The 19684-nt window shown below is 37.0% G+C and carries 21 protein-coding genes; 19 read left to right on the forward strand and 2 right to left on the reverse strand.

Annotated elements, in window-relative coordinates:
- Nucleotides 1-98: 98 nt before the first annotated feature.
- The 14 genes from V5M37_RS09910 to V5M37_RS09975 all read left to right on the forward strand — a co-directional run bounded on the left by V5M37_RS09910 (nt 99) and on the right by V5M37_RS09975 (nt 14139).
- Entirely contained in the window at nt 99-671 is a 573-nt protein-coding gene (locus tag V5M37_RS09910; protein WP_423801769.1) for a sulfurtransferase TusA family protein, read from the forward strand.
- Between the two features lie 15 nt (nt 672-686).
- Complete coding sequence (locus tag V5M37_RS09915) at nt 687-1076, forward strand: DsrE/DsrF/DrsH-like family protein (RefSeq protein WP_423801770.1); 390 nt, start codon at nt 687-689, stop codon at nt 1074-1076.
- 34 nt (nt 1077-1110) lie between these two features.
- The gene (locus tag V5M37_RS09920) at nt 1111-2247 is read left to right on the forward strand and encodes an MBL fold metallo-hydrolase (RefSeq protein ID WP_423801771.1); all 1137 of its coding nucleotides are present in this window, start codon (nt 1111-1113) and stop codon (nt 2245-2247) included.
- Nucleotides 2248-2907: 660 nt separating this feature from the next.
- The gene (locus V5M37_RS09925) at nt 2908-3267 is read left to right on the forward strand and encodes a rhodanese-like domain-containing protein (RefSeq protein WP_423801772.1); all 360 of its coding nucleotides are present in this window, start codon (nt 2908-2910) and stop codon (nt 3265-3267) included.
- A 32-nt stretch (nt 3268-3299) separates the two neighbouring features.
- Entirely contained in the window at nt 3300-3596 is a 297-nt protein-coding gene (locus V5M37_RS09930; RefSeq protein WP_423801773.1) for a rhodanese-like domain-containing protein, read from the forward strand.
- A gap of 41 nt (nt 3597-3637) precedes the next feature.
- Nucleotides 3638-4765: an MBL fold metallo-hydrolase gene (locus tag V5M37_RS09935; protein ID WP_423801774.1), complete on the forward strand. Its 1128-nt coding sequence runs from the start codon at nt 3638-3640 to the stop codon at nt 4763-4765.
- A gap of 68 nt (nt 4766-4833) precedes the next feature.
- Complete coding sequence (locus tag V5M37_RS09940) at nt 4834-5610, forward strand: sulfite exporter TauE/SafE family protein (RefSeq protein ID WP_423801775.1); 777 nt, start codon at nt 4834-4836, stop codon at nt 5608-5610.
- Between the two features lie 266 nt (nt 5611-5876).
- Complete coding sequence (locus V5M37_RS09945; RefSeq protein ID WP_423801776.1) at nt 5877-7127, forward strand: ATP-binding protein; 1251 nt, start codon at nt 5877-5879, stop codon at nt 7125-7127.
- A 211-nt stretch (nt 7128-7338) separates the two neighbouring features.
- Nucleotides 7339-7473, forward strand: coding sequence for a BA3454 family stress response protein (locus V5M37_RS09950; protein WP_378581146.1), 135 nt, complete (start codon nt 7339-7341; stop codon nt 7471-7473).
- 75 nt (nt 7474-7548) lie between these two features.
- Nucleotides 7549-9057: a glucose-6-phosphate dehydrogenase gene (gene zwf / locus V5M37_RS09955; protein ID WP_423802597.1), complete on the forward strand. Its 1509-nt coding sequence runs from the start codon at nt 7549-7551 to the stop codon at nt 9055-9057.
- Between the two features lie 21 nt (nt 9058-9078).
- The gene (tkt, locus tag V5M37_RS09960; protein ID WP_423801777.1) at nt 9079-11076 is read left to right on the forward strand and encodes a transketolase; all 1998 of its coding nucleotides are present in this window, start codon (nt 9079-9081) and stop codon (nt 11074-11076) included.
- Between the two features lie 53 nt (nt 11077-11129).
- Nucleotides 11130-12023 (forward strand): phosphogluconate dehydrogenase (NAD(+)-dependent, decarboxylating), encoded by an 894-nt coding sequence (gene gnd, locus V5M37_RS09965; RefSeq protein WP_423801778.1) that lies wholly within the window; start codon nt 11130-11132, stop codon nt 12021-12023.
- Between the two features lie 36 nt (nt 12024-12059).
- A complete protein-coding gene (fsa, locus tag V5M37_RS09970; protein ID WP_213140697.1) occupies nt 12060-12719 on the forward strand; it encodes a fructose-6-phosphate aldolase in 660 nt (219 codons plus the stop codon).
- An 82-nt stretch (nt 12720-12801) separates the two neighbouring features.
- On the forward strand, nt 12802-14139 hold the full coding sequence (locus V5M37_RS09975) for a glucose-6-phosphate isomerase (protein WP_423801779.1): 1338 nt from the start codon (nt 12802-12804) through the stop codon (nt 14137-14139).
- Between the two features lie 117 nt (nt 14140-14256).
- Here V5M37_RS09975 and V5M37_RS09980 read toward each other — a convergent pair whose 3' ends face one another.
- Nucleotides 14257-14751 (reverse strand): hypothetical protein, encoded by a 495-nt coding sequence (locus tag V5M37_RS09980; RefSeq protein WP_423801780.1) that lies wholly within the window; start codon nt 14749-14751, stop codon nt 14257-14259.
- A gap of 272 nt (nt 14752-15023) precedes the next feature.
- Between V5M37_RS09980 and spxA the strand changes: the two genes are divergently transcribed.
- The 5 genes from spxA to V5M37_RS10005 all read left to right on the forward strand — a co-directional run bounded on the left by spxA (nt 15024) and on the right by V5M37_RS10005 (nt 19159).
- Nucleotides 15024-15428 (forward strand): transcriptional regulator SpxA, encoded by a 405-nt coding sequence (spxA, locus tag V5M37_RS09985; RefSeq protein WP_423801781.1) that lies wholly within the window; start codon nt 15024-15026, stop codon nt 15426-15428.
- A gap of 191 nt (nt 15429-15619) precedes the next feature.
- Nucleotides 15620-16564, forward strand: coding sequence for a ring-cleaving dioxygenase (locus V5M37_RS09990; protein ID WP_423801782.1), 945 nt, complete (start codon nt 15620-15622; stop codon nt 16562-16564).
- 73 nt (nt 16565-16637) lie between these two features.
- A complete protein-coding gene (locus V5M37_RS09995) occupies nt 16638-17060 on the forward strand; it encodes a DoxX family protein (RefSeq protein WP_423801783.1) in 423 nt (140 codons plus the stop codon).
- A gap of 49 nt (nt 17061-17109) precedes the next feature.
- Nucleotides 17110-17775, forward strand: coding sequence for an NAD(P)H:quinone oxidoreductase (wrbA, locus tag V5M37_RS10000; RefSeq protein WP_213140691.1), 666 nt, complete (start codon nt 17110-17112; stop codon nt 17773-17775).
- 109 nt (nt 17776-17884) lie between these two features.
- Nucleotides 17885-19159, forward strand: a complete 1275-nt coding sequence (locus tag V5M37_RS10005) for a diguanylate cyclase domain-containing protein (protein WP_423801784.1) — start codon at nt 17885-17887, stop codon at nt 19157-19159.
- A gap of 90 nt (nt 19160-19249) precedes the next feature.
- Here the strand turns inward: V5M37_RS10005 and V5M37_RS10010 are convergent, their stop codons facing one another.
- Nucleotides 19250-19561, reverse strand: a complete 312-nt coding sequence (locus tag V5M37_RS10010) for a winged helix-turn-helix transcriptional regulator (RefSeq protein ID WP_423801785.1) — start codon at nt 19559-19561, stop codon at nt 19250-19252.
- Nucleotides 19562-19684 lie beyond the last annotated feature (123 nt).

Consider the following 19684-nt stretch of genomic DNA (forward strand, 5'->3'; position numbering starts at 1 on the left):
AAAAACAAAATGGCTTTAAGGTGAAAAATATGGTAGGAGGTATGTTGGCATGTAATGATTATTTTGAAAAATAATAACTTTGAAAGGAGGGCGAAGTAATGGAGGTTACTGTTAATAAAGTGTTAGACGCGAAGGGCTTGGCTTGTCCAATGCCAATTGTCAAAACGAAAAAAGAAATGACCACGCTCGAGCCGGGGCAAGTCATGGAAATACAAGCAACGGACAAAGGTTCAACTGCTGATATGAAAGCATGGGCTCAAAACACAGGCCATCAGTATTTAGGCACTATTGAAGAGGGAAATGTTTTAAAGCATTACCTCAGAAAGGCCAGTGCTGAAGAAGAAAAACCAGAAACAACACACCCTGATGTGGTCAATTTGGATGACCTTTTGAAAAAAATAGAAGGAAATGAGAAAATTACCGTTTTAGATGTAAGAGAACCCGCTGAATATGCATTTGGACATATTCCTGGTTCCATTAATATACCTCTTGGAGAGTTGGAACAGCGTTTTGAGGAATTAAATGATGCTGAAAATCTTCACATTATTTGCCGGTCAGGAAATCGAAGTGATTTTGCTGCACAAAAACTGACGGAAAAAGGATTAAAAAACATAAAAAATGTAGTATCTGGTATGAAAGATTGGACCGGTCCTATTGAAAAAAGCCATTAATAAGGAGGAAAAGGAATGAAAGTCGCAATTATTGCTGCTAATGGAGGTATGTTTGATGCTTACAAGGTCTTTAATATCGCAACAGCTGCTGCTGCAACAGATGCAGAGGTGGAAATATTTTTTACATTTGAAGGATTGAACCTGATTCATAAGGAAGGATATAAGAATTTGCCGATGCCTCCTGGCACGGAACATTTCCAAGAAGGATTTAAGAAAGCCAATGTTCCTCCTATTGATCAACTCGTTTCGATGGCTAGCGAGATGGGGGTAAAGATGATTGCCTGCCAAATGACAATGGATGTAATGAGCCTCGAAAAAGAACATTTTATTGAGGGTATTGATGTAGGCGGAGCTGTAACATTTTTAACCTTTGCAAAAAATGCGGACGTTACACTAACTTTCTAGAGAAGGAAGCAAAAAAAAGGAAAGGAGGTTAAAAATGTCTACCGGAACAGCTGTCAAAACAATATCGGCAAAAGAGCTCGCGAGCAAGGTCATAAACCATGAAGATTTGTTCATTCTCGATGCACGAAACACGGATGATTTTGATGATTGGAAAATTGAGGGCAAGAACGTTGAGATTATTAATGCTCCATATTTCGAATTATTAGAAGGAATCGATCCTATTAAGGATAAACTGCCTAAGGATAAGGAGATTTATGTAATTTGTGCGAAAGGCGGATCCTCGGAATTTGTCGCTGAGCAAATTGCCGAAGCCGGTTTTACTAATGTTTACTCGATTGAAGGTGGTATGAAAGCGTGGAGTGAACATTTAGAGCCAATAAAAATCGGGGATTTAAAAAATGGTGGAGTTATTTATCAATTTGTTCGGATTGGAAAAGGGTGTTTGTCTTATTTGATTGATTCAAATGGGGAAGGCGCGATGATTGATACCAACCGAATGCTCGAACCATACGAAACCTTTATTAAAGAACACAAGATTAAATTAACATTTGTTTTAGATACTCATTTACATGCCGACCATATTTCTGGAGGAAGAAAACTTGCAGAGAAAATGGATGCAGCCTACTACCTTCCTCCTAAAGATGCGATAGAAGTCACCTTCGAGTACCAGTCAATCCATGATGGAGACGAGTATAAGATCGGCAATACAACGATTAAAGCAGTGTATTCACCAGGGCATACGATTGGAAGTACATCCTTTGTCATCGATGACCAGTATTTGTTAACAGGGGATATTTTGTTTATCGATTCCATTGGCCGTCCCGACTTGGCCGGTAAAGCGGAGGATTGGGTAGGGGATCTAAGAAATACATTATATAAAAGGTACAAAGAACTTGCGGATGATTTATTGGTATTGCCGGCTCATTACATGGGAATTAACGAAATGAATGATAATGGAAGTATTTCTGAAAAACTTGGTGTGTTATATCAACAAAACCATGGATTAAATATTACAGATGAAAATCAATTTAGAAAGACCGTTACTGAAAACTTACCGCCGCAGCCCAATTCCTATCAAGAAATTCGACAAACAAATATGGGTAAAATCGCCCCGGATGACGAGCAGCAGAGGGAAATGGAAATTGGACCTAACCGTTGTGCTGTAAGATAAGGGAGCAGAAAAGTCTAATCAAGGTGTTACTAAAAGACGAGGAAGATAATGATGCCTTAAAAGTTTGGATGAAAAAAGGATAAAAAAACGAAGGTAGCGATAATCCGGCTACCTTCGTTTTTTAAATTTTATTAGCTTGCATTACTTTCAATATATGTTTCAAAAGCGGGATGAAATTCTTTTTTATAATGATTGTCAGGACACGATTTAATGACAACAGATTTTAATATATTTGAATGTTGAGTTTCCAACACTTTATGGCATTTAGGACAACGTTCAATAAAAAGACGTTTTAAAAAATGCATACCCAGCCTCCTATTCCTCTAATTCCTATGTTTATACTATGAATTATAAACTTTTTTCGTAAATTTTCAATAGGTTTAAATCTAAAAACAAAATTACAGTTGACAATATACCCTATTGGGTATAATATATAACTTGTCAATGCTTGAATAAACGCTTGTTAATTCCAAACAGAAAAATGCAGTCAGAGGGGAGATAAAACCGGGGTAAAGAGCATGAAAGATTAGTAAAAGGAAGCTGTTGATTTGCTAGTAAAAAATTCGATAAAAATGGGTTGACACCCACTTTTATTTTTAATATGATTATACCCACTGGGGTAATTAAAACGTTCCCCAAACATACAAGGAGGAAACAAAAATGGAATATGTAAATTATCTTATCATTGCGGTGCTGTTGTACTTTGTGATTAAACGCTTTTTGCCAACTAAAGGTGTTAACAATATTTCTACAACTGAATTAAAAGCTGAATTAAATGACAAAAGCAAACAATTTGTTGATGTCCGAACACCAGGCGAGTTTAAAGGAAATCATATTAAAGGCTTTAAAAATATCCCTCTTCAGCAGCTTGCGCAAAAAGCAGACAAAGAACTTTCAAAGGATAAGGAAGTTGTTGTTATTTGCCAAAGTGGGATGAGAAGTGGGCAGGCTAGTAAAATTCTTAAAAATATGGGATATAAAGTAACGAATGTCAGAGGCGGCATGAGTGCTTGGTCTTAAACACTTAAACTAAATTGAAGGAGGACTATTAAATGAAACAAATGACAGTAAAAGAAGTTGAAACATTATTAAACGAAGGAAAGAAATTAAATATTATAGATGTACGTGAAGTGGATGAGGTTGCAGCTGGTAAAATTCCAGGTGTCGTAAACATTCCATTAGGATTAGTTGAATTCCGTATGCATGAATTAGATAAATCAAAAGAGTATATTATGGTATGCCGTTCAGGTGGCCGAAGCGGTCGTGCTACACAGTTTCTTGAAAGCTATGGATTTAACGTGATCAACATGGCTGGTGGAATGCTTGCGTGGGAAGGAAAAGTAGAATAAATTTTTTTAACCATAATAATACCATAGGGGGTAAAAGGAAAATGGCAGTAAAGGTGATGACTTCACAAGAAGTTACGAAAAGAGTTTTTAATAAAGAAGGAATGTTTATTTTGGATGTACGTAATGAAAGTGATTTTAACGATTGGAAAATCGAAGGTGAAAACTTTGCGTATTTAAATATTCCTTATTTTGAATTGCTTGATGGAGTGGAAGAAATCCTCGATCAAATTCCAACTGATAAAGAAGTTTTAGTGGTTTGTGCAAAAGAAGGATCATCAGTGATGGTAGCAGAAATGCTCTCAGATGCCGGGTTAAATGTTTCATACCTTGAAGGTGGAATGAAAGCGTGGAGTGAACATTTAGAACCTGTTAAAGTGGGCGACCTAAATGATGGCGGCGAAATTTATCAATTTGTTCGAATCGGAAAAGGTTGTTTATCCTACATGGCGGTATCAAACGGCGAAGCAGCTATAATCGACGCAACACGTATGACCGATATCTATCTTGATTTTGCTGAAAACATCGGTGCCAATATTACACACGTATTTGATACGCACCTCCATGCAGACCATATTTCAGGAGGGCGTCAAATCGCCGAAAAAACAGGTGCCACTTATTGGCTGCCGCCAAAAGATGCAACAGAAGTAACATATGATTACCAACCATTAGAAGACGGAAATAACGTAACAATTGGAAATACTATTATTAATATTCACGCATTGTACTCTCCAGGTCACACGATTGGATCTACTTCCTTTGTAGTGGATGAAAAGTTTTTGCTGTCAGGCGATATCTTATTCATTGATTCCATCGGAAGACCTGACCTCGCAGGTTTGGCGGAAGACTGGGTTAGAGATTTAAGAGAAACTCTATATAAACGTTACAGAGAATTATCAGAAGAGCTCATCGTCCTTCCAGCACACTTTATGATTATTGAAGAATTAAACGATAACGGCAGAGTTGCTGAAAAATTAGGAACATTGTTTGCCAAGAATCATGGACTAAATATTGAAGACGAAAATGAATTCAGAAAAATGGTAACGGAAAACCTGCCTCCTCAGCCAAATGCGTATCAAGAAATTCGCCAAACCAACATGGGAAAAATCAATCCAGACATCGACAAGCAACGTGAAATGGAAATTGGTCCTAACCGCTGTGCTGTTCGATAAAGTTGGATTAAAAACGTTAAAATATCGGGAACTAGTATAGGTTCCCTTTATTTTAAAAGGAGGACACCATGGATATTAGCTTTATCATCACGATCTTCCTAATTGGATTTGTTGGATCATTTATTTCAGGGATGTTAGGTATTGGCGGTGCGATCATCAATTTTCCAATGTTATTGTACATTCCAGTTTTACTGGGGGTAGGCCATTTTACAGCCCATGAAGTATCAGGGATTACGGCGATCCAAGTGTTTTTTGCGACAATTGGGGGTGTCCTAGTATACCGTAAAGGCGGTTACCTAAATAAAACCTTGATTGCCTATATGGGAATTAGTATTTTAATTGGAAGCTTTATTGGGGGATTTGGCTCCACTCATATGCCGGAAAGCGGAATTAATATAGTTTATGGAATTTTAGCATTAATTGCCGTTGTCATGATGTTTGTTCCGAAAAAAGGAATTGATGATGTTCCTTTAGAACAAGTAAAATTCAATAAGTGGCTTGCAGCATTCTTTGCCTTTGTCGTCGGAATAGGTGCGGGTATCGTTGGTGCGGGGGGCGCATTTCTGCTCGTTCCAATCATGCTGACTGTACTAAAAATCCCGACTAGAATGACCATTGCTTCTTCCTTGGCCATTACACTTATTTCGTCCATTGGAGCTGTTACCGGAAAACTTACAACAGGGCAAGTCGCTATTCTGCCTTCCATTATCATGGTTGTTGCCAGTTTAATTGCTTCTCCAATTGGCGCGAATGTTGGAAAAAGAGTAAATACGAAAGTTTTGCAAATTGTTATGGGCCTTTTAATATTAGCTACCGCAATAAAGACCTGGATGGAAATTTTATAAGCCTTTATACTTGAAATGGCAGTTGAATTGGATGTTCAATTTTATGTGGTTCATATAGATATTAAGGATTCTGCCGAATTTATTTATCATCATTTTTAAATTTATGGAGGAATTATCAAAGCATGGCTTCATTATAAGCCGTGCTTTTTACAGTCTAAAAAATGACATTATTTTGAAAAACTATGTAGACAAAATATAGTAAATTTAAAGTATAATATATAATATTACTATTAGAATTTTTGGACGGTCTGTGAAAGGTTACAAAGATGAGTATAATAAAGGATTTTTTACTGCAGCTAACACTTACGGTTATTCCCATATTTATTTACTCCACCTTTATTATGGAGAAGGTGAAGAGTGAAAAAAATAGACACGTCATGATGACCATTCTGTGGGGAATGTCAATATTACTATGCATGTCCTTTCCCGTGAATTTTGGTCAAAATGCCAGGTTAGAGTTAAGAATTATCCCTCTTTTATTAGGAAGCCTATACGGAGGATTTTGGCCAAGTATTTTCCTCACTGGCCTAATCATACTGTATCGGCTTAATTCCGGCATCAGCATAGGTTTCTATAATACCGTTCTTGTCTTATTGTTAACACTTCCTATTATCTTGTTTTTTCAAAAGTCTTTCAAAAATAGGAAAAAAGATAAAAGGGTTAAAATTGCAGTGGGCCTAGCCTTTTACTACTGTTTAATTGGCCTTACTGTTTTTGGGATGTTAAGAGGTTTTACATTTGAACATCTAAAAGTACAAATGATTCATTTGGTTTTTGCAGTCGTATTTACCTGGTCCTTCACTTTGTTAATTGAAAAAATCAGGGAGCTCCACCAGTTGCGGCTAGAGATGCAAGACTCAGAGAAATTGCGAGTAATCAGTGAGTTAACAAGTGTTTTCGCTCATGAAATTAGAAATCCGATGCAGGTGACTCGTGGTTTCCTGCAGCTTCTGGACGAGCCCGATTTGGCTCAAAAGAAGAAGGAATACATTCAATTATCCATTGAAGAGTTAGATCGAGCCAATGAAATTATTAATGATTTCTTATCTTTTGGAAAACCATCCAACCATAACGAAGTAAGAGTCGATGTTGGGAATCAATTACATCGTGTGGTTAATCTCATTCACAGTTACGCCCTTGGCAATAATGTTGTGATAAAAACGGATATTTTTGAAAACGGTTGGGTTTATGCTAATCCTCAAAAATTAGACCAGTCCTTGATTAATATTTTGAAAAACGCAATCGAGTCGATGACGAACGGTGGAATAGTGTGGATTTCGTGTGCTTCAAATGAAGATGGCTATTTAAAAATTAGTATTAAGGATCAAGGAATCGGGATGAGCCAAGAGCAAATCGACCGCCTTGGATCTCCGTATTATTCCTTAAAGGAAAGTGGAACTGGACTCGGAATGATGGTCAGCTATCAAATTATCCATTCGTTTAAAGGTAAGGTTCAAGTGAAAAGCGAAAAAGGAGTGGGGACCGAATTTATTATTCTTTTGCCTCAGATAACCTAAGTGCTTGTTACATAATAATAGACTGCCAAAACCTATTGTCGTAATGACCATAGGTTTTTTTTTTTGAAAAAATAAATATCTCAAATTCGAGATACTTAACTTGACGATAATTTATTCGAAATGTATCATGATTACATAAAGTAACTTAAGTTATTAAAAGTTACCTGATGAATAAGAATAACCTAAAAATATAATAATAGGGGTGACAATAATGATAGAAGTAACTGTAAAGCTAAGTTACAAAGGGAAAAATTACTTAACCAATGTAATTGTTAAAAGGGACACATCTGAAAAACAGATTTTGCATATCGCACAAGAGCAAATTAAGAAACAATGGTTGAATTGATAAAGTGATCTTCTGAACTTTACTTTATATTAGGGTAATGTTCTTCAAATACTAGGAGGAATTAAATTGGAATCAATGACCTTTGTCTTATTTGGGGCAACAGGGGATTTAGCGAAGCGAAAAATTTTCCCCGCCCTTTATAATTTGTATTTAGATCAAAAATTACCACAACCAATATCTATTATTGGACTTGGAAGAGGTACCCTCACTCATAATGATTTTCAAGAAAAAGTAAAAGAATCTATATTAACCTTTTCACGCCGTTTGGAACATGACGCTGGCGAAATGGGAGATTTTCTAGATGCTTTTCGATATAACACTTTAGACGTTAACAATACAGAAGATTATCAAAAATTACATCAGTTGGTTAAGCAAAGAGAAGCGGAATTGCAAATAAAAGAAAATCGAATGTTCTATCTTTCTGTTGCACCAAAATTTTTTGACATTATTGCTTTGAATATCAGAGATAGTGGCTTGGGAGCAACGAATGGTTGGAAACGTTTGATGATTGAAAAACCATTTGGGCGTGATCTTCAAACTGCCCGTCAACTAAATAAAAAATTAAGTTCTGCATTTGAAGAAGAAGAGATATTCCGAATTGACCACTACTTGGGTAAGCCAATGGTTCAGAATTTAGAGGCATTAGAATTTGCAAATCCAGTCTTACAATCAATATGGAATAGAGAACATATCGCAAACGTTCAAATTACTGCGAGTGAAACGGTAGGGGTTGAGACAAGAGCAGGTTATTACGATCAAGCAGGAGCCATACGGGATATGGTTCAAAACCACATGCTGCAAATGCTGATGATGACGGCCATGAATCTCCCCAAAAAAATCAATGCTTCTGAAATCAGGAATGAAAAAAGGAAGGTAATGGAGGCTCTCAGGCCAGTAACAAAAGAAGATGTTCAAACCCAAATCGTTCGTGGTCAGTACCTTTCTGGTGAGATTAATGGTCAAAAAGTTCCAGGGTATAAGGATGAACCTGGAGTGGACCCTTCTTCCAACACTGATACATTTGTAGCTGCTCGAATTTGGATCGATAATCCGTTTTGGTCTGGTGTTCCTTTTTATATTCGAACAGGAAAGAGAATGAAGGAAAAATCTACTCGTATCGTAATCGAATTTAAAAATTCATTAGATTTACACTATATAAACGATAACCAAAAAGTCGAACCTAATTTATTAATCATCGAAATTAGCCCAGGCGAAAATGTCTCACTACAATTAAACAGTAAAAATCCGATGAATAATGGAAAAATCGAACCTGTCAGAATTAATTTTTCTTGTGAGGATTCATCACGCAATGGCTTAGGAGTACCTGAGGCTTATGAAAGGCTGATTTATGATGCTTTAATCGGAAATTCCACCTTCTTTGCCCATTGGAAAGAAGTAGAATTGTCGTGGGAATGGGTTCAACCAATTCTTGATGCATTCGAGGAAAATCTACTCCCACTACATGAATATTCATCAGGTACTTATGGTCCGGATGCTGCAAATACCCTCTTGTTAGAAAATGGGTTTAAATGGTGGCTAGATGAAAAAGTTGAAGAAAATAGAGAGAAAGTACTTCAGAAATAAGTATCCAGGAGGTTTATTAAAATGACACAAAACATCGAGAACTTAGCAGTTACTACCATCAGAACATTATCTATCGATGCTATCAACGCTGCGAATTCTGGTCATCCCGGTCTACCAATGGGGGCGGCGCCAATGACGTATGCATTATGGGCGAAGCATCTTCATCATAACCCTGAAAACCCGAAATGGTTCAACCGTGACCGATTTGTTTTATCTGCGGGACATGGATCCAGTTTGCTGTATAGCATGCTTCATTTAGCTGGCTATAATGTCACCATTGATGATTTGAAAAACTTTAGAAAGTTAAATAGCAGAACGCCGGGGCATCCTGAATTCGGTCATACTGCTGGTGTAGAAGCGACTACAGGACCATTAGGTCAAGGTATTGCGAACGCTGTTGGGATGGCGATGGCAGAAGCACATTTAGCAGCGAAGTTTAATAAAGAAGGTCATCCGATTATTGATCATTACACCTATGCGTTAGTCGGAGATGGCGACCTAATGGAAGGTATTTCCTATGAAGCTATGTCAATGGCGGGTCACATGAAACTTGGGAAGTTGGTCGTGCTATACGATTCAAATGATATTTCACTGGATGGTGAATTAAACGCTTCGTTCTCTGAAAACATTGAGAAAAGAGCAGAATCAGCCAACTGGCACTATCTCAGAGTGGATGATGGAAATGATTTTGAAGCTATTTCGAATGCGATTGAAGCAGCGAAACATCATATAGATCAGCCAAGTTTGATTGAAATCAGAACGATAATTGGCTATGGCAGTCCAAAGGTAGCTGGTACCAATAAAGCACACGGTGCACCACTTGGAGCGGAAGAAGGAAAAGCAACAAAACAAGCCTATGACTGGCTCTATGAAGAAGATTTCTATGTTCCAGAGGAAGTAAAAGAGCACTTTGCGCAATTAAAGCGTAAAGGGATTGATGCTGAACAAACTTGGATTCAGCAATTCGATGCATATAAGCAAGCCTACCCTGAGCTAGCTGATCAATTAACCAAAGCTATTGATGGAAAAGTTCTCATCGATACAAAAGATTTATTAACATTTGAATCTGGGAAAAGTATTTCCACAAGGGTTGCCAGCGGCGAAGCCATTAACCATTATGTGAAATCTGTTCCAGCCATATTTGGTGGAAGTGCAGACCTTTCCCATTCCACCATGACTGAAATCAAAGGTGAACAAATGTACGCAGTTGAATCGTATGGTGCACGTAATGTTTACTTTGGAGTCCGTGAACATGCAATGGGTGCAGCAGCGAATGGGATGGCTTATCACGGGGGAGTGAAACCTTTTGTAAGTACATTCTTTGTATTTAATGATTATCTTCGTCCGTCTATCCGTTTGGCGGCACTATCAAAGCTTCCTGTGATTTATGTATTTACGCATGATTCGATTGCTGTAGGTGAAGATGGCCCTACACATGAACCGGTTGAACATCTGGCAGCACTTCGTTCCATACCAGGGTTAACGGTTATTCGACCAACAGATGCAAACGAAACAGCTAGTGCATGGGCATATGCTCTTCAGCAAACAGAAGGACCTGTTGCATTAATCCTAAGCCGACAAAATTTACCGGTGTTTAATGAAACAAAAGCAAATCTAGAGAAGCTTTCTAGGGGAGCTTATGTATTAGAAGAAACAAATGCCACACCAGATGTTATTTTAATTGCTACCGGTTCCGAAGTATCCTTGGCTGTAAACGCAAAAACAGAACTTGAAAAGGATAATATCTCTGTGCGGGTTGTTGCAATGCCAAGCTGGGAATTGTTTAGTCATCAATCAAAGGAATATAAAGAAAAGGTTCTCCCTTCTTCAAATTCTAAACGAATTGCCCTAGAAATGGGGATTTCCCTTGGGTGGGAGAGGTTTGTTGGCTTTGAAGGGAAAATTCTTTCCATAGAGACATTTGGTGCCTCAGGTGATGGAGCAGCTGTCATGAAGCAATTTGGATTTACTCCTGAAAATGTTGTAAGTATTGCGAAAAGTGTCTTAAAACATTCTTGAGTGAACCATTAAAGAAATGGAAAAATTATTTTCCAACATTGGAGGGGAACATAATGAAGGTAGGACTTATTGGTTTAGGAAAAATGGGACTAAACTTAGGGCAAAATTTAATGGATCACCATCACGAAGTGGTAGCATTTGATGTTAATCCAAGTGCAGTAGAAAATATGAAGAAATATGGAGCAACTGGTGTATCAAGTTATAAAGAACTTATCCAGACCTTGGAACATCCAAGAATTGTCTGGATAATGGTTCCTCACGCAGTGGTTGATATAGTTATTGGTGAGATCTTACCCTATTTGGAAAAAGGCGATATTGTCGTTGAAGCCGGTAATTCTCACTATAAAGAATCAATTCAACGCTACAATGAATTAAAGGAAATAGGCGTAAGATATATGGATGCCGGTACTTCTGGCGGTATGGAAGGGGCCCGAAATGGAGCTTGTTATATGATAGGAGGCGACCCAGATGCTTGGGAGATAGTGGAACCCCTTTTCAAGGATACAGCAGTGGAAAATGGCTTCTTATATGCCGGAAAAGCTGGCAGCGGTCACTTCTTAAAAATGGTCCATAATGGTATCGAGTATGCGATGATGGCTGCAATAGGCGAAGGCTTTGAAGTGCTGGAGAAAAGCGATTTCGATTTCGATTATGAAAAGGTCGCCAGAGTTTGGAATAATGGTTCTGTTATTCGTTCATGGTTAATGGAATTGACTGAGAATGCCTTTTCAAAAGATGCAAAATTAGATGAAATTAAAGGGATCATGCATTCCTCAGGTGAGGGAAAATGGACTGTGGAAACAGCTTTAGATTTACAAACGGCTACGCCAGTTATTGCAATGTCATTATTAATGCGTTACCGATCTTTAGATAATGATACGTTTACAGGTAAAGTTGTAGCCGCATTAAGAAATGAATTTGGCGGACACGCTGTCGTAAAAAATTAAAATAACCGAATCTTTAACAATAGGAGGAAAACAATAATGAAATTTTTTATTGATACTGCAAACTTAGATGAGATTAAAAAGGCTTATAAAATTGGAGTTCTATCAGGTGTTACAACCAACCCCTCATTGGTAGCAAAAGAAGGAGTTAAATTTGAAGACCGAATTGCTGAAATCCTAAATGCCGTTCCAGAGGTGGAGTCCGTTTCAGCCGAGGTAACACCTAATGCTTTAACTGCTGACCAAATGATTGCAGAAGCAGACGAGCTTATTAAAATTAACGGCGGCGATAAGAATATTACCATCAAGCTTCCAATGACCCTTGATGGACTAGAGGCTTGCCGCTATTTAACTAAAAAAGGTGTTAAAACGAACGTTACTTTGATTTTTAGTGTGAACCAGGCATTGTTGGCAGCACGTGCAGGTGCTACTTATGTTTCACCATTCTTAGGACGTTTAGATGATATTAATGAAGATGGTGTACAACTTGTTGCAAAAATTGCTGAGATGTTCCGAATTCAAAATCTAGATGCGCAAATCATTGCTGCATCCGTGCGTCATCCAGACCATGTTACCCGTGTAGCGATGGCAGGAGCGCATATTGCAACGATTCCATTCAAGGTCATTGAGCAATTGTCAAAACATCCGTTGACCGATCAAGGACTTGAAAAATTTGCTGCTGACTGGAAGACAGTATAAAAGAATTTAAAAGTTAAGGGCGTTAGTCAGAGGAGAATTAACGCCCTTACATAACCAAACAAACGGTGAGGAGAACAAACGTATGTCAATTACTTTTGATTATTCAAATACATTATCTTTCATGCAGCAGCATGAAGTGGACTATTTAAGTGAATTTGTAAAAACTGCACATGAGATGCTCCATGAAAAAAAAGGACCGGGATCTGATTATCTTGGATGGGTAGACTTACCCCATAACTATGATAAAGAAGAATTTGCGCGTATCAAAGCAGCGGCAGAAAGAATCCGCAGTAATTCTGATGCTTTAATTGTCATCGGAATTGGAGGCTCTTATCTTGGTGCAAGAGCTGCCATTGAAGCATTGTCTCATACGTTTCATAATCAAATGGATGGCACAACTGAGATTTATTTTGCAGGACAAAATATCAGTGCTACTTATCTAACCCACTTATTTGATGTGCTTAAGGACAAGGATATTTCCGTTAATGTGATTTCAAAATCAGGTACAACAACAGAGCCTGCTATTGCGTTTCGTATTTTCCGAGAATATTTGGAGAAAAAGTATGGAAAAGAAGAAGCAAAAAAACGTATTTATGCAACAACCGATCGTGCTAAAGGCGCTTTAAAAACACTTGCCGATGAAGAAGGATATGAAACCTTTGTCATTCCTGATGATGTTGGCGGCAGATACTCTGTGTTAACAGCCGTAGGTTTATTGCCAATCGCAACCGCTGGCTTAGATATTAATAAAATGATGGCGGGGGCTGCAGCTGCTGCGGATAAGTATAATAACCCAAACTTGGCAGAAAACCAAAGTTATCAGTATGCGGCAGTCAGAAATGCCCTTTACCGAAAAGGAAAATCAATCGAACTTTTGGTGAACTTCGAACCTGCCCTTCATTATGTTTCTGAATGGTGGAAACAGCTATTTGGAGAGAGTGAAGGAAAGGACCAAAAAGGTCTTTATCCTGCTTCTGTCGATTTCACCACCGATCTTCACTCCATGGGACAATATGTCCAAGAAGGTCGCCGTGACCTTATTGAAACCGTGGTATCTGTAAAAGAACCTAAAGTTGACATTACTTTAGGGAAGGAAGAGGCAGATCTTGATGGATTAAATTATTTAGCTGGGAAGACAATGGACTATGTAAATAAGAATGCAGCACAGGGGACGGTTCTAGCTCATGTGGACGGAGGAGTTCCTAACCTATCTGTAGAGCTAGATCAATTAAATGAATATACCTTCGGTGAAATGGTGTATTTCTTTGAGAAAGCATGTGGAATCAGCGGCTTGTTAATGGGAGTAAATCCTTTTGACCAGCCGGGTGTAGAGGCATACAAGAAGAACATGTTCGCACTTCTAGGAAAACCAGGATATGAAGCAGAAAGAGAACAATTACAAAAACGCATTTCTAAATAATAATAAATGAAGCAACCTTGTCTTAATTAAGGTTGCTTTTTCGTGAAGTATGAAACATTACAAATACACAAGGAGAAAAGCCAATTATGATGGAGGCTTTTCTCCTTTGTGAAATAATTAGGCGATATTTTCCATTCTAATTGTGAATTGAATATTTTCCTCAGTTACATTTAATAATCCTTCTAGTACAGCCAGTTTAACTTTTAATTCCTTGATTTCCAAGCTGCTAACTACATTTGTTTTTCTTAGGTTACCTATCATATCTGCTATTACTTGTTTAAAAATTTGTGAATCAATTAATAAATATTGAATTAATTCCATTGCTGCTTCTTTTTCTTGTTGATTTTTGATGGCAAAGATACTTTGAATATCGGGTTCTAGAACGAAAAGAGATTGTAAATCCTCCGAAATTCTTATACGAGCATAGCTTTTTTTATTTCCATAATACTTATTATCCCTAATCCGCATTAGATCAAGGCCAATCATAAATTCATAAAAAGGTGTGTTCTTATCAAGAGAACGAAACCCGTTAATTTCAATGTTTGATTTTTCATCTATAAAAATTTCTTTTTCAAATCTCGTTTGAATTACTTTTGATTCTAACATATTCATATTTTACTACCTCACTTCTAAATTTTATATAAAAAGTAACATGTTTACTTTAAGTAACCTAATTACATTATAGTAAACAAAGGGAAATAAATCAATATAAGTTGCATGAGATTTTATTAGGAGTGTCAATTAATAATTTTTTATAATAATAGTGTTGACAAATAGGGAAGAAGAAATATAATAAAAATATCCTTAATTAAAGATAATTAAATTCGAGATAATTGAGAATCAATAAATAATTGATTTAACTTGATAAGGAGAGAGTGTTTAAAATGGTAACTTTATTTCTAACACCAAGTTGTACCTCATGTCGAAAAGCGAGAGCTTGGTTTGAGGATCATCAAATTCCATTTAAGGAAAGAAACATTTCTTCTGAAAAGCTTACAATAGAAGAGATTAAGAACATCCTTCAGTTTACAGAGGAAGGAACAGACGAAATTATCTCGACAAATTCAAAAGCTTTCCAGAAGTTGAATGTAAATATGGATTCTTTATCACTTCGAGAATTATTTAATATTATTAAAGAAAATCCTGGGTTATTAAGAAGACCATTAATCCTTGATGAAAAAAAATTACAAGTGGGATTTAATGAAGAAGAAATACGGAGTTTCTTGCCGCGTAATATGAGAGTATTCCTGCTAGATAAAATCGATAGCTTTCAAGAGGAAGTTCATTAATGTCGATTTTCAATTAGATATTTTTTTTATTCTAAAATATCTCGAATTAGAGAATCTTTGATTAAAAATGAGGTCAATAATTTCATTAAATAATAAACACAATAATTTTAAAAGGAGTGTTTCTCTTTTCCATTGAAAGACCGAAATAAATCTTCAAAAAAATCCTATGGTGAAACGAGGAGATTCTTACAATGCAGAAAACGTCAGGTATCCACCATATTTCTGCGATGGTAAATGATGCCCAAAGGAATATCGACTTTTATGCAGGTGTACTAGGATTAAGGCTGATTAAGAAAACAATCAACTTTGATCGTCCTGAGGTGTATCACCTTTACTTTGGAAATGAAACGGGCAACCCGGGAACAGTCATTACCTTTTTCCCCTGGGAAAAACAGCTAAAAGGGCGAATTGGAACCGGACAGGTAGGAGTAACGAGTTACATCATCCCAAAGGGCTCGCTTCCATTTTGGAAAAAGCGATTTGAAAAATTCAATATTGAATCTACTTCTTCCATTCGCTTCGGAGAAAAGTATCTCCGATTTAACGACCCAGACGGTTTGCTGCTTGAACTTGTCGAAAGTGATGAGGGACCAACTAACCAGTGGAGCTTTGGTGGGGTTCAAGCAGATAATGCCATAAAAGGGTTTAGCGGAGCTATCCTTAACTCTGCTCAACCGCATAAAACAACAGATGTACTAGAAAATGTGATGGGATTAGAATGTATCGGACAAGATGGAGATTATCTAAGATTTAAGGCTGAAGGACATCTTGGAAATACGATTGATATTCAGCTTACCCCATCTGTCCGAGGATTAATGGGGGCAGGCACGGTTCACCATATTGCTTGGAGAGCAAAGAATGAAGAAGATCATCGCAGATGGAAGTCGCTTCTTGAGGAAAATGGTTATCATCCGACAGAAATTCTCGATCGGAATTACTTTAAGGCAATTTATTTTCATGAACAGGGAGGAATCCTCTTCGAAATAGCAACTGACCCGCCCGGTTTTTCAGTCGATGAACCAGTTGCGAAACTCGGCCAGAAACTTATGCTGCCATCTTGGCTAGAGTCAAAAAGGGAAGAATTAGAAGAAACCTTACCGCCTGTAGTGGTTCGAGTTCTGGAGGGGGATAATTAATGAAACATATATTCAATAAGGGGCAAGATCATTTTATTACTAAATAAAATAACAAACCGGAGGATTTACGAAGATGTTAAAAAATGAAATTGGGGCACTTATATTACGCGTTACATTAGGAGTAATATTTTTTATTCATGGAGTTGTTAAATTTCAAGGTGGAATTGAAAATACGGCAGCCTGGTTTGAAAGTCTTGGCTTACCAGGGGTAATGGCATATGGAGTTGCTTTACTTGAAATTATTGGAGGGATATTATTAATCGTTGGATTGGCAACAAGACTAGTTGCGGCTTTGTTTGCATTATTAATGATTGGAGCAACATTAAAAGTAAAACTAGCAATTGGCTTATTAGGAAATGGTCAAATGGCTGGTTATGAATTAGACTTAGCATTCTTAGCTATTGCGGTATATCTTATCATTAATGGAAGCAAGCTATTCGCAATAAGCCACTTGATATTTAACAAGGATTCAAAAGAGACTACAAATGCTTTCTAAAATTTAGAATGTAAAATTTAAAAAAAGAAATAATAGGAGGTGTATCAATATGGGCTTTCTATCCAAATTATTTGGAAATTCATCAGAAAAGGAGAATGAAAAAATGACAAATGTTAAACTAGCAGTTATTTATTACAGCATGGGTGGAACAAACTATCAATTAGCAAGATGGGCAGAAGAAGGTGCTAAAGAGGCAGGTGCTGAAGTAAAAGTATTAAAAGTACCTGAACTTGCTCCGCAATCCGCTATCGAGGGGAATCCGGTTTGGAAAGCTACAGTTGAAAAAACAAAAGATGTCCCAGAGGTTAAATTAGATGACTTAGAATGGGCAGATGCAATTATTTTCAGCGTACCAACTAGATTTGGTAATATGCCATCACAAATGAAACAATTCCTAGATACTACAGGTGGACTTTGGTTTAATGGAAAACTTGTAAATAAAGTTGTAAGCGCAATGTCATCAGCACAAAATGCTCACGGCGGTCAAGAGGCAACTATTTTATCGCTATATACAACGATGTATCACTGGGGTGCAATTGTGGCTGCTCCTGGTTATACTGATCCAGTAACATTTGGAGCTGGTGGTAACCCATATGGAACAAGTGTTACTGTTGGTCAAGATGGAAAAATGATTGAAGATGTTCAAGCAGCTGTAAAACATCAAGCAAAGCGTACTGTTACAGTGGCAGAATGGGTAAAAAAAGCAAATCAATAAACGGAATAAATATAAAATAAAGGGAGCTAATCAAAGGAAATGATTGGCTCTTTTTTCTAATATGGAGAAACTATAGGATTGATACGAATAGAAGAAATGGGGAAATGAAATGACTGGTCTGTTATTAGATCATTCCAAAATTGGAGAAGAAGCACTTGAACTCATTTGGGAAAATACTAATGATGCCATTTTTTTAATTGGTCAAGATGGAGCTATTCTTCATGCAAATCCAACTTTTACAGATATATTAGGATGGGGAATACAGGAAATAAGGGGGCTGACTCCACCCCCAGCTTTGCATAACATGACAAAAGAACAGCATGACGCATTTTTAAATAAATTAAGAGAAGGAGAAAATATTAATTATAGTCTTATAAAAAGAAGGAGTAAAGATGGGGAAATACTAGATATATTAGCAACCTACCGCTCTATAAACAAGGGTGAAATTCTTGCTGTGGGCATGTATAAAGATTTTACAGAACAAATGGAAATACAGCGGCAGCTAGAGGAAAGTGAAGTCTGTTATCGAAAACTTGTTGAATTTTTACCAGAGGCGATAATTGTTCAAAATAAACATCATATTGTTTTTGCGAATCCAGCTGGAGTTAAGTTTTTAGGACAAGAAAATACGAAGTATATTATCGGCCGATCGATTTGGGGGTTTTTCGATGCGGAAAATAAAGAAAGTATCGAGCTTCTGTTAATTGACATGATTAAAAACAGTGATGGTGAAAAACCAATTCCTATCGTAGAAAGATTGGTTCGGTTTGACAAAAAGGAAATTTTTGTGGAGATCACTGCAATCCCGATGGTTTATAATGGCGAATCGGTCATGCAAATTCTATTTAAGGATATCACAGATAGAAAAATATACGAAATAGAGTTGGAAAATATGGCTTATCACGATCCGCTGACAGGACTTAAGAACAGGCGGAGCTTTACTCAGTTGCTGGAACGATCCATTGAGTCTGCAAGTGAAAAGGGAGAGCAGCTTGCTTTATTGTATATGGATTTGGACAAATTCAAAGAAATAAATGATTCTCTCGGTCATGAAATGGGAGATGAGCTTCTTAAACAGTTTGCTAATAGATTAATAAATAGTTTAAGAGGAAATAGTGTTATTAGTCGAATAGGCGGCGATGAGTTTTTAATCCTGTTGAAGGACAATATGGATTTACAAAGTGTTAAAAAGATTGCTTTTAGGCTATATAAAACACTTCAACAGCCTTACCAAATTAAGGGACAACTCATTAAAACAACAGCAAGTGTTGGTATTTCTATTTTTCCTATGGATGGATCGAACAGCGATATGTTGATAGATCATGCTGATCAAGCTTTATATTTAGCGAAAGAAACGAGAAATCAACTCAAATTTTATAGTTAGAACTAAAACGGGAACTACTAGTTAACAATAAAAAACACACTTCAAACTGAAGTGTGTTTTTCCTAAATTTAAAATCGAGGTATTTTTATTTTATAACCATTTGTCTGCCCATTCCTCTAAAGCTTTGAGCGATCGTCCAAGTTCTGTACCTTTTTTGGTTAGCGAATATTCAGTCCGTACAGGACGGTCTGCAATAACATTTCTTAACACAATCCCATTGTCCTCAAGCTCTTTCATTCGTTCATTTAATACTCTTTTACTTAAATCGGGTATAAAAGCATGGATTTCACTAAATCTTTTCGGTTCCGCCATTAGTGTATGGACAATTAATCCCATCCATTTCTTTCCCATTATATGATAGCACGCTTCAACTTTGCTGCATAATTTATTTTCTGTATCCATATATAAACACCCCTAATGGTTCCTAGGTTATTTTTAATAACTATAATTTAATAATAACAGAGTCAGTTAATAAAATAAAGTATTTACTGGATTTTAATTACCAAAACAAAGGTTTTGTCCTGG

The sequence above is a fragment of the Neobacillus sp. SAB-20_R2A genome (genome assembly GCF_049568635.1).
GTDB lineage: Bacteria > Bacillota > Bacilli > Bacillales > Cytobacillaceae > Neobacillus > Neobacillus citreus.

Excerpts from the sequence above, each read along its gene's own strand:
- V5M37_RS10010 (WP_423801785.1), bottom strand. The coding sequence starts at position 19,561 with ATGGATACAGAAAATAAATTATGCAGCAAAGTTGAAGCGTGCTATCAT.
- V5M37_RS09990 (WP_423801782.1), top strand. The coding sequence starts at position 15,620 with ATGCAGAAAACGTCAGGTATCCACCATATTTCTGCGATGGTAAATGAT.
- V5M37_RS09915 (WP_423801770.1), top strand. The coding sequence starts at position 687 with ATGAAAGTCGCAATTATTGCTGCTAATGGAGGTATGTTTGATGCTTAC.
- zwf (WP_423802597.1), top strand. The coding sequence starts at position 7,549 with ATGACCTTTGTCTTATTTGGGGCAACAGGGGATTTAGCGAAGCGAAAA.
- V5M37_RS09935 (WP_423801774.1), top strand. The coding sequence starts at position 3,638 with ATGGCAGTAAAGGTGATGACTTCACAAGAAGTTACGAAAAGAGTTTTT.
- V5M37_RS09910 (WP_423801769.1), top strand. The coding sequence starts at position 99 with ATGGAGGTTACTGTTAATAAAGTGTTAGACGCGAAGGGCTTGGCTTGT.
- V5M37_RS09930 (WP_423801773.1), top strand. The coding sequence starts at position 3,300 with ATGAAACAAATGACAGTAAAAGAAGTTGAAACATTATTAAACGAAGGA.
- V5M37_RS10005 (WP_423801784.1), top strand. The coding sequence starts at position 17,885 with ATGACTGGTCTGTTATTAGATCATTCCAAAATTGGAGAAGAAGCACTT.
- spxA (WP_423801781.1), top strand. The coding sequence starts at position 15,024 with ATGGTAACTTTATTTCTAACACCAAGTTGTACCTCATGTCGAAAAGCG.
- gnd (WP_423801778.1), top strand. The coding sequence starts at position 11,130 with ATGAAGGTAGGACTTATTGGTTTAGGAAAAATGGGACTAAACTTAGGG.
- V5M37_RS09975 (WP_423801779.1), top strand. The coding sequence starts at position 12,802 with ATGTCAATTACTTTTGATTATTCAAATACATTATCTTTCATGCAGCAG.
- V5M37_RS09925 (WP_423801772.1), top strand. The coding sequence starts at position 2,908 with ATGGAATATGTAAATTATCTTATCATTGCGGTGCTGTTGTACTTTGTG.
- V5M37_RS09950 (WP_378581146.1), top strand. The coding sequence starts at position 7,339 with ATGATAGAAGTAACTGTAAAGCTAAGTTACAAAGGGAAAAATTACTTA.
- wrbA (WP_213140691.1), top strand. The coding sequence starts at position 17,110 with ATGGGCTTTCTATCCAAATTATTTGGAAATTCATCAGAAAAGGAGAAT.
- V5M37_RS09945 (WP_423801776.1), top strand. The coding sequence starts at position 5,877 with ATGAGTATAATAAAGGATTTTTTACTGCAGCTAACACTTACGGTTATT.
- V5M37_RS09940 (WP_423801775.1), top strand. The coding sequence starts at position 4,834 with ATGGATATTAGCTTTATCATCACGATCTTCCTAATTGGATTTGTTGGA.
- tkt (WP_423801777.1), top strand. The coding sequence starts at position 9,079 with ATGACACAAAACATCGAGAACTTAGCAGTTACTACCATCAGAACATTA.
- fsa (WP_213140697.1), top strand. The coding sequence starts at position 12,060 with ATGAAATTTTTTATTGATACTGCAAACTTAGATGAGATTAAAAAGGCT.
- V5M37_RS09995 (WP_423801783.1), top strand. The coding sequence starts at position 16,638 with ATGTTAAAAAATGAAATTGGGGCACTTATATTACGCGTTACATTAGGA.
- V5M37_RS09980 (WP_423801780.1), bottom strand. The coding sequence starts at position 14,751 with ATGAATATGTTAGAATCAAAAGTAATTCAAACGAGATTTGAAAAAGAA.
- V5M37_RS09920 (WP_423801771.1), top strand. The coding sequence starts at position 1,111 with ATGTCTACCGGAACAGCTGTCAAAACAATATCGGCAAAAGAGCTCGCG.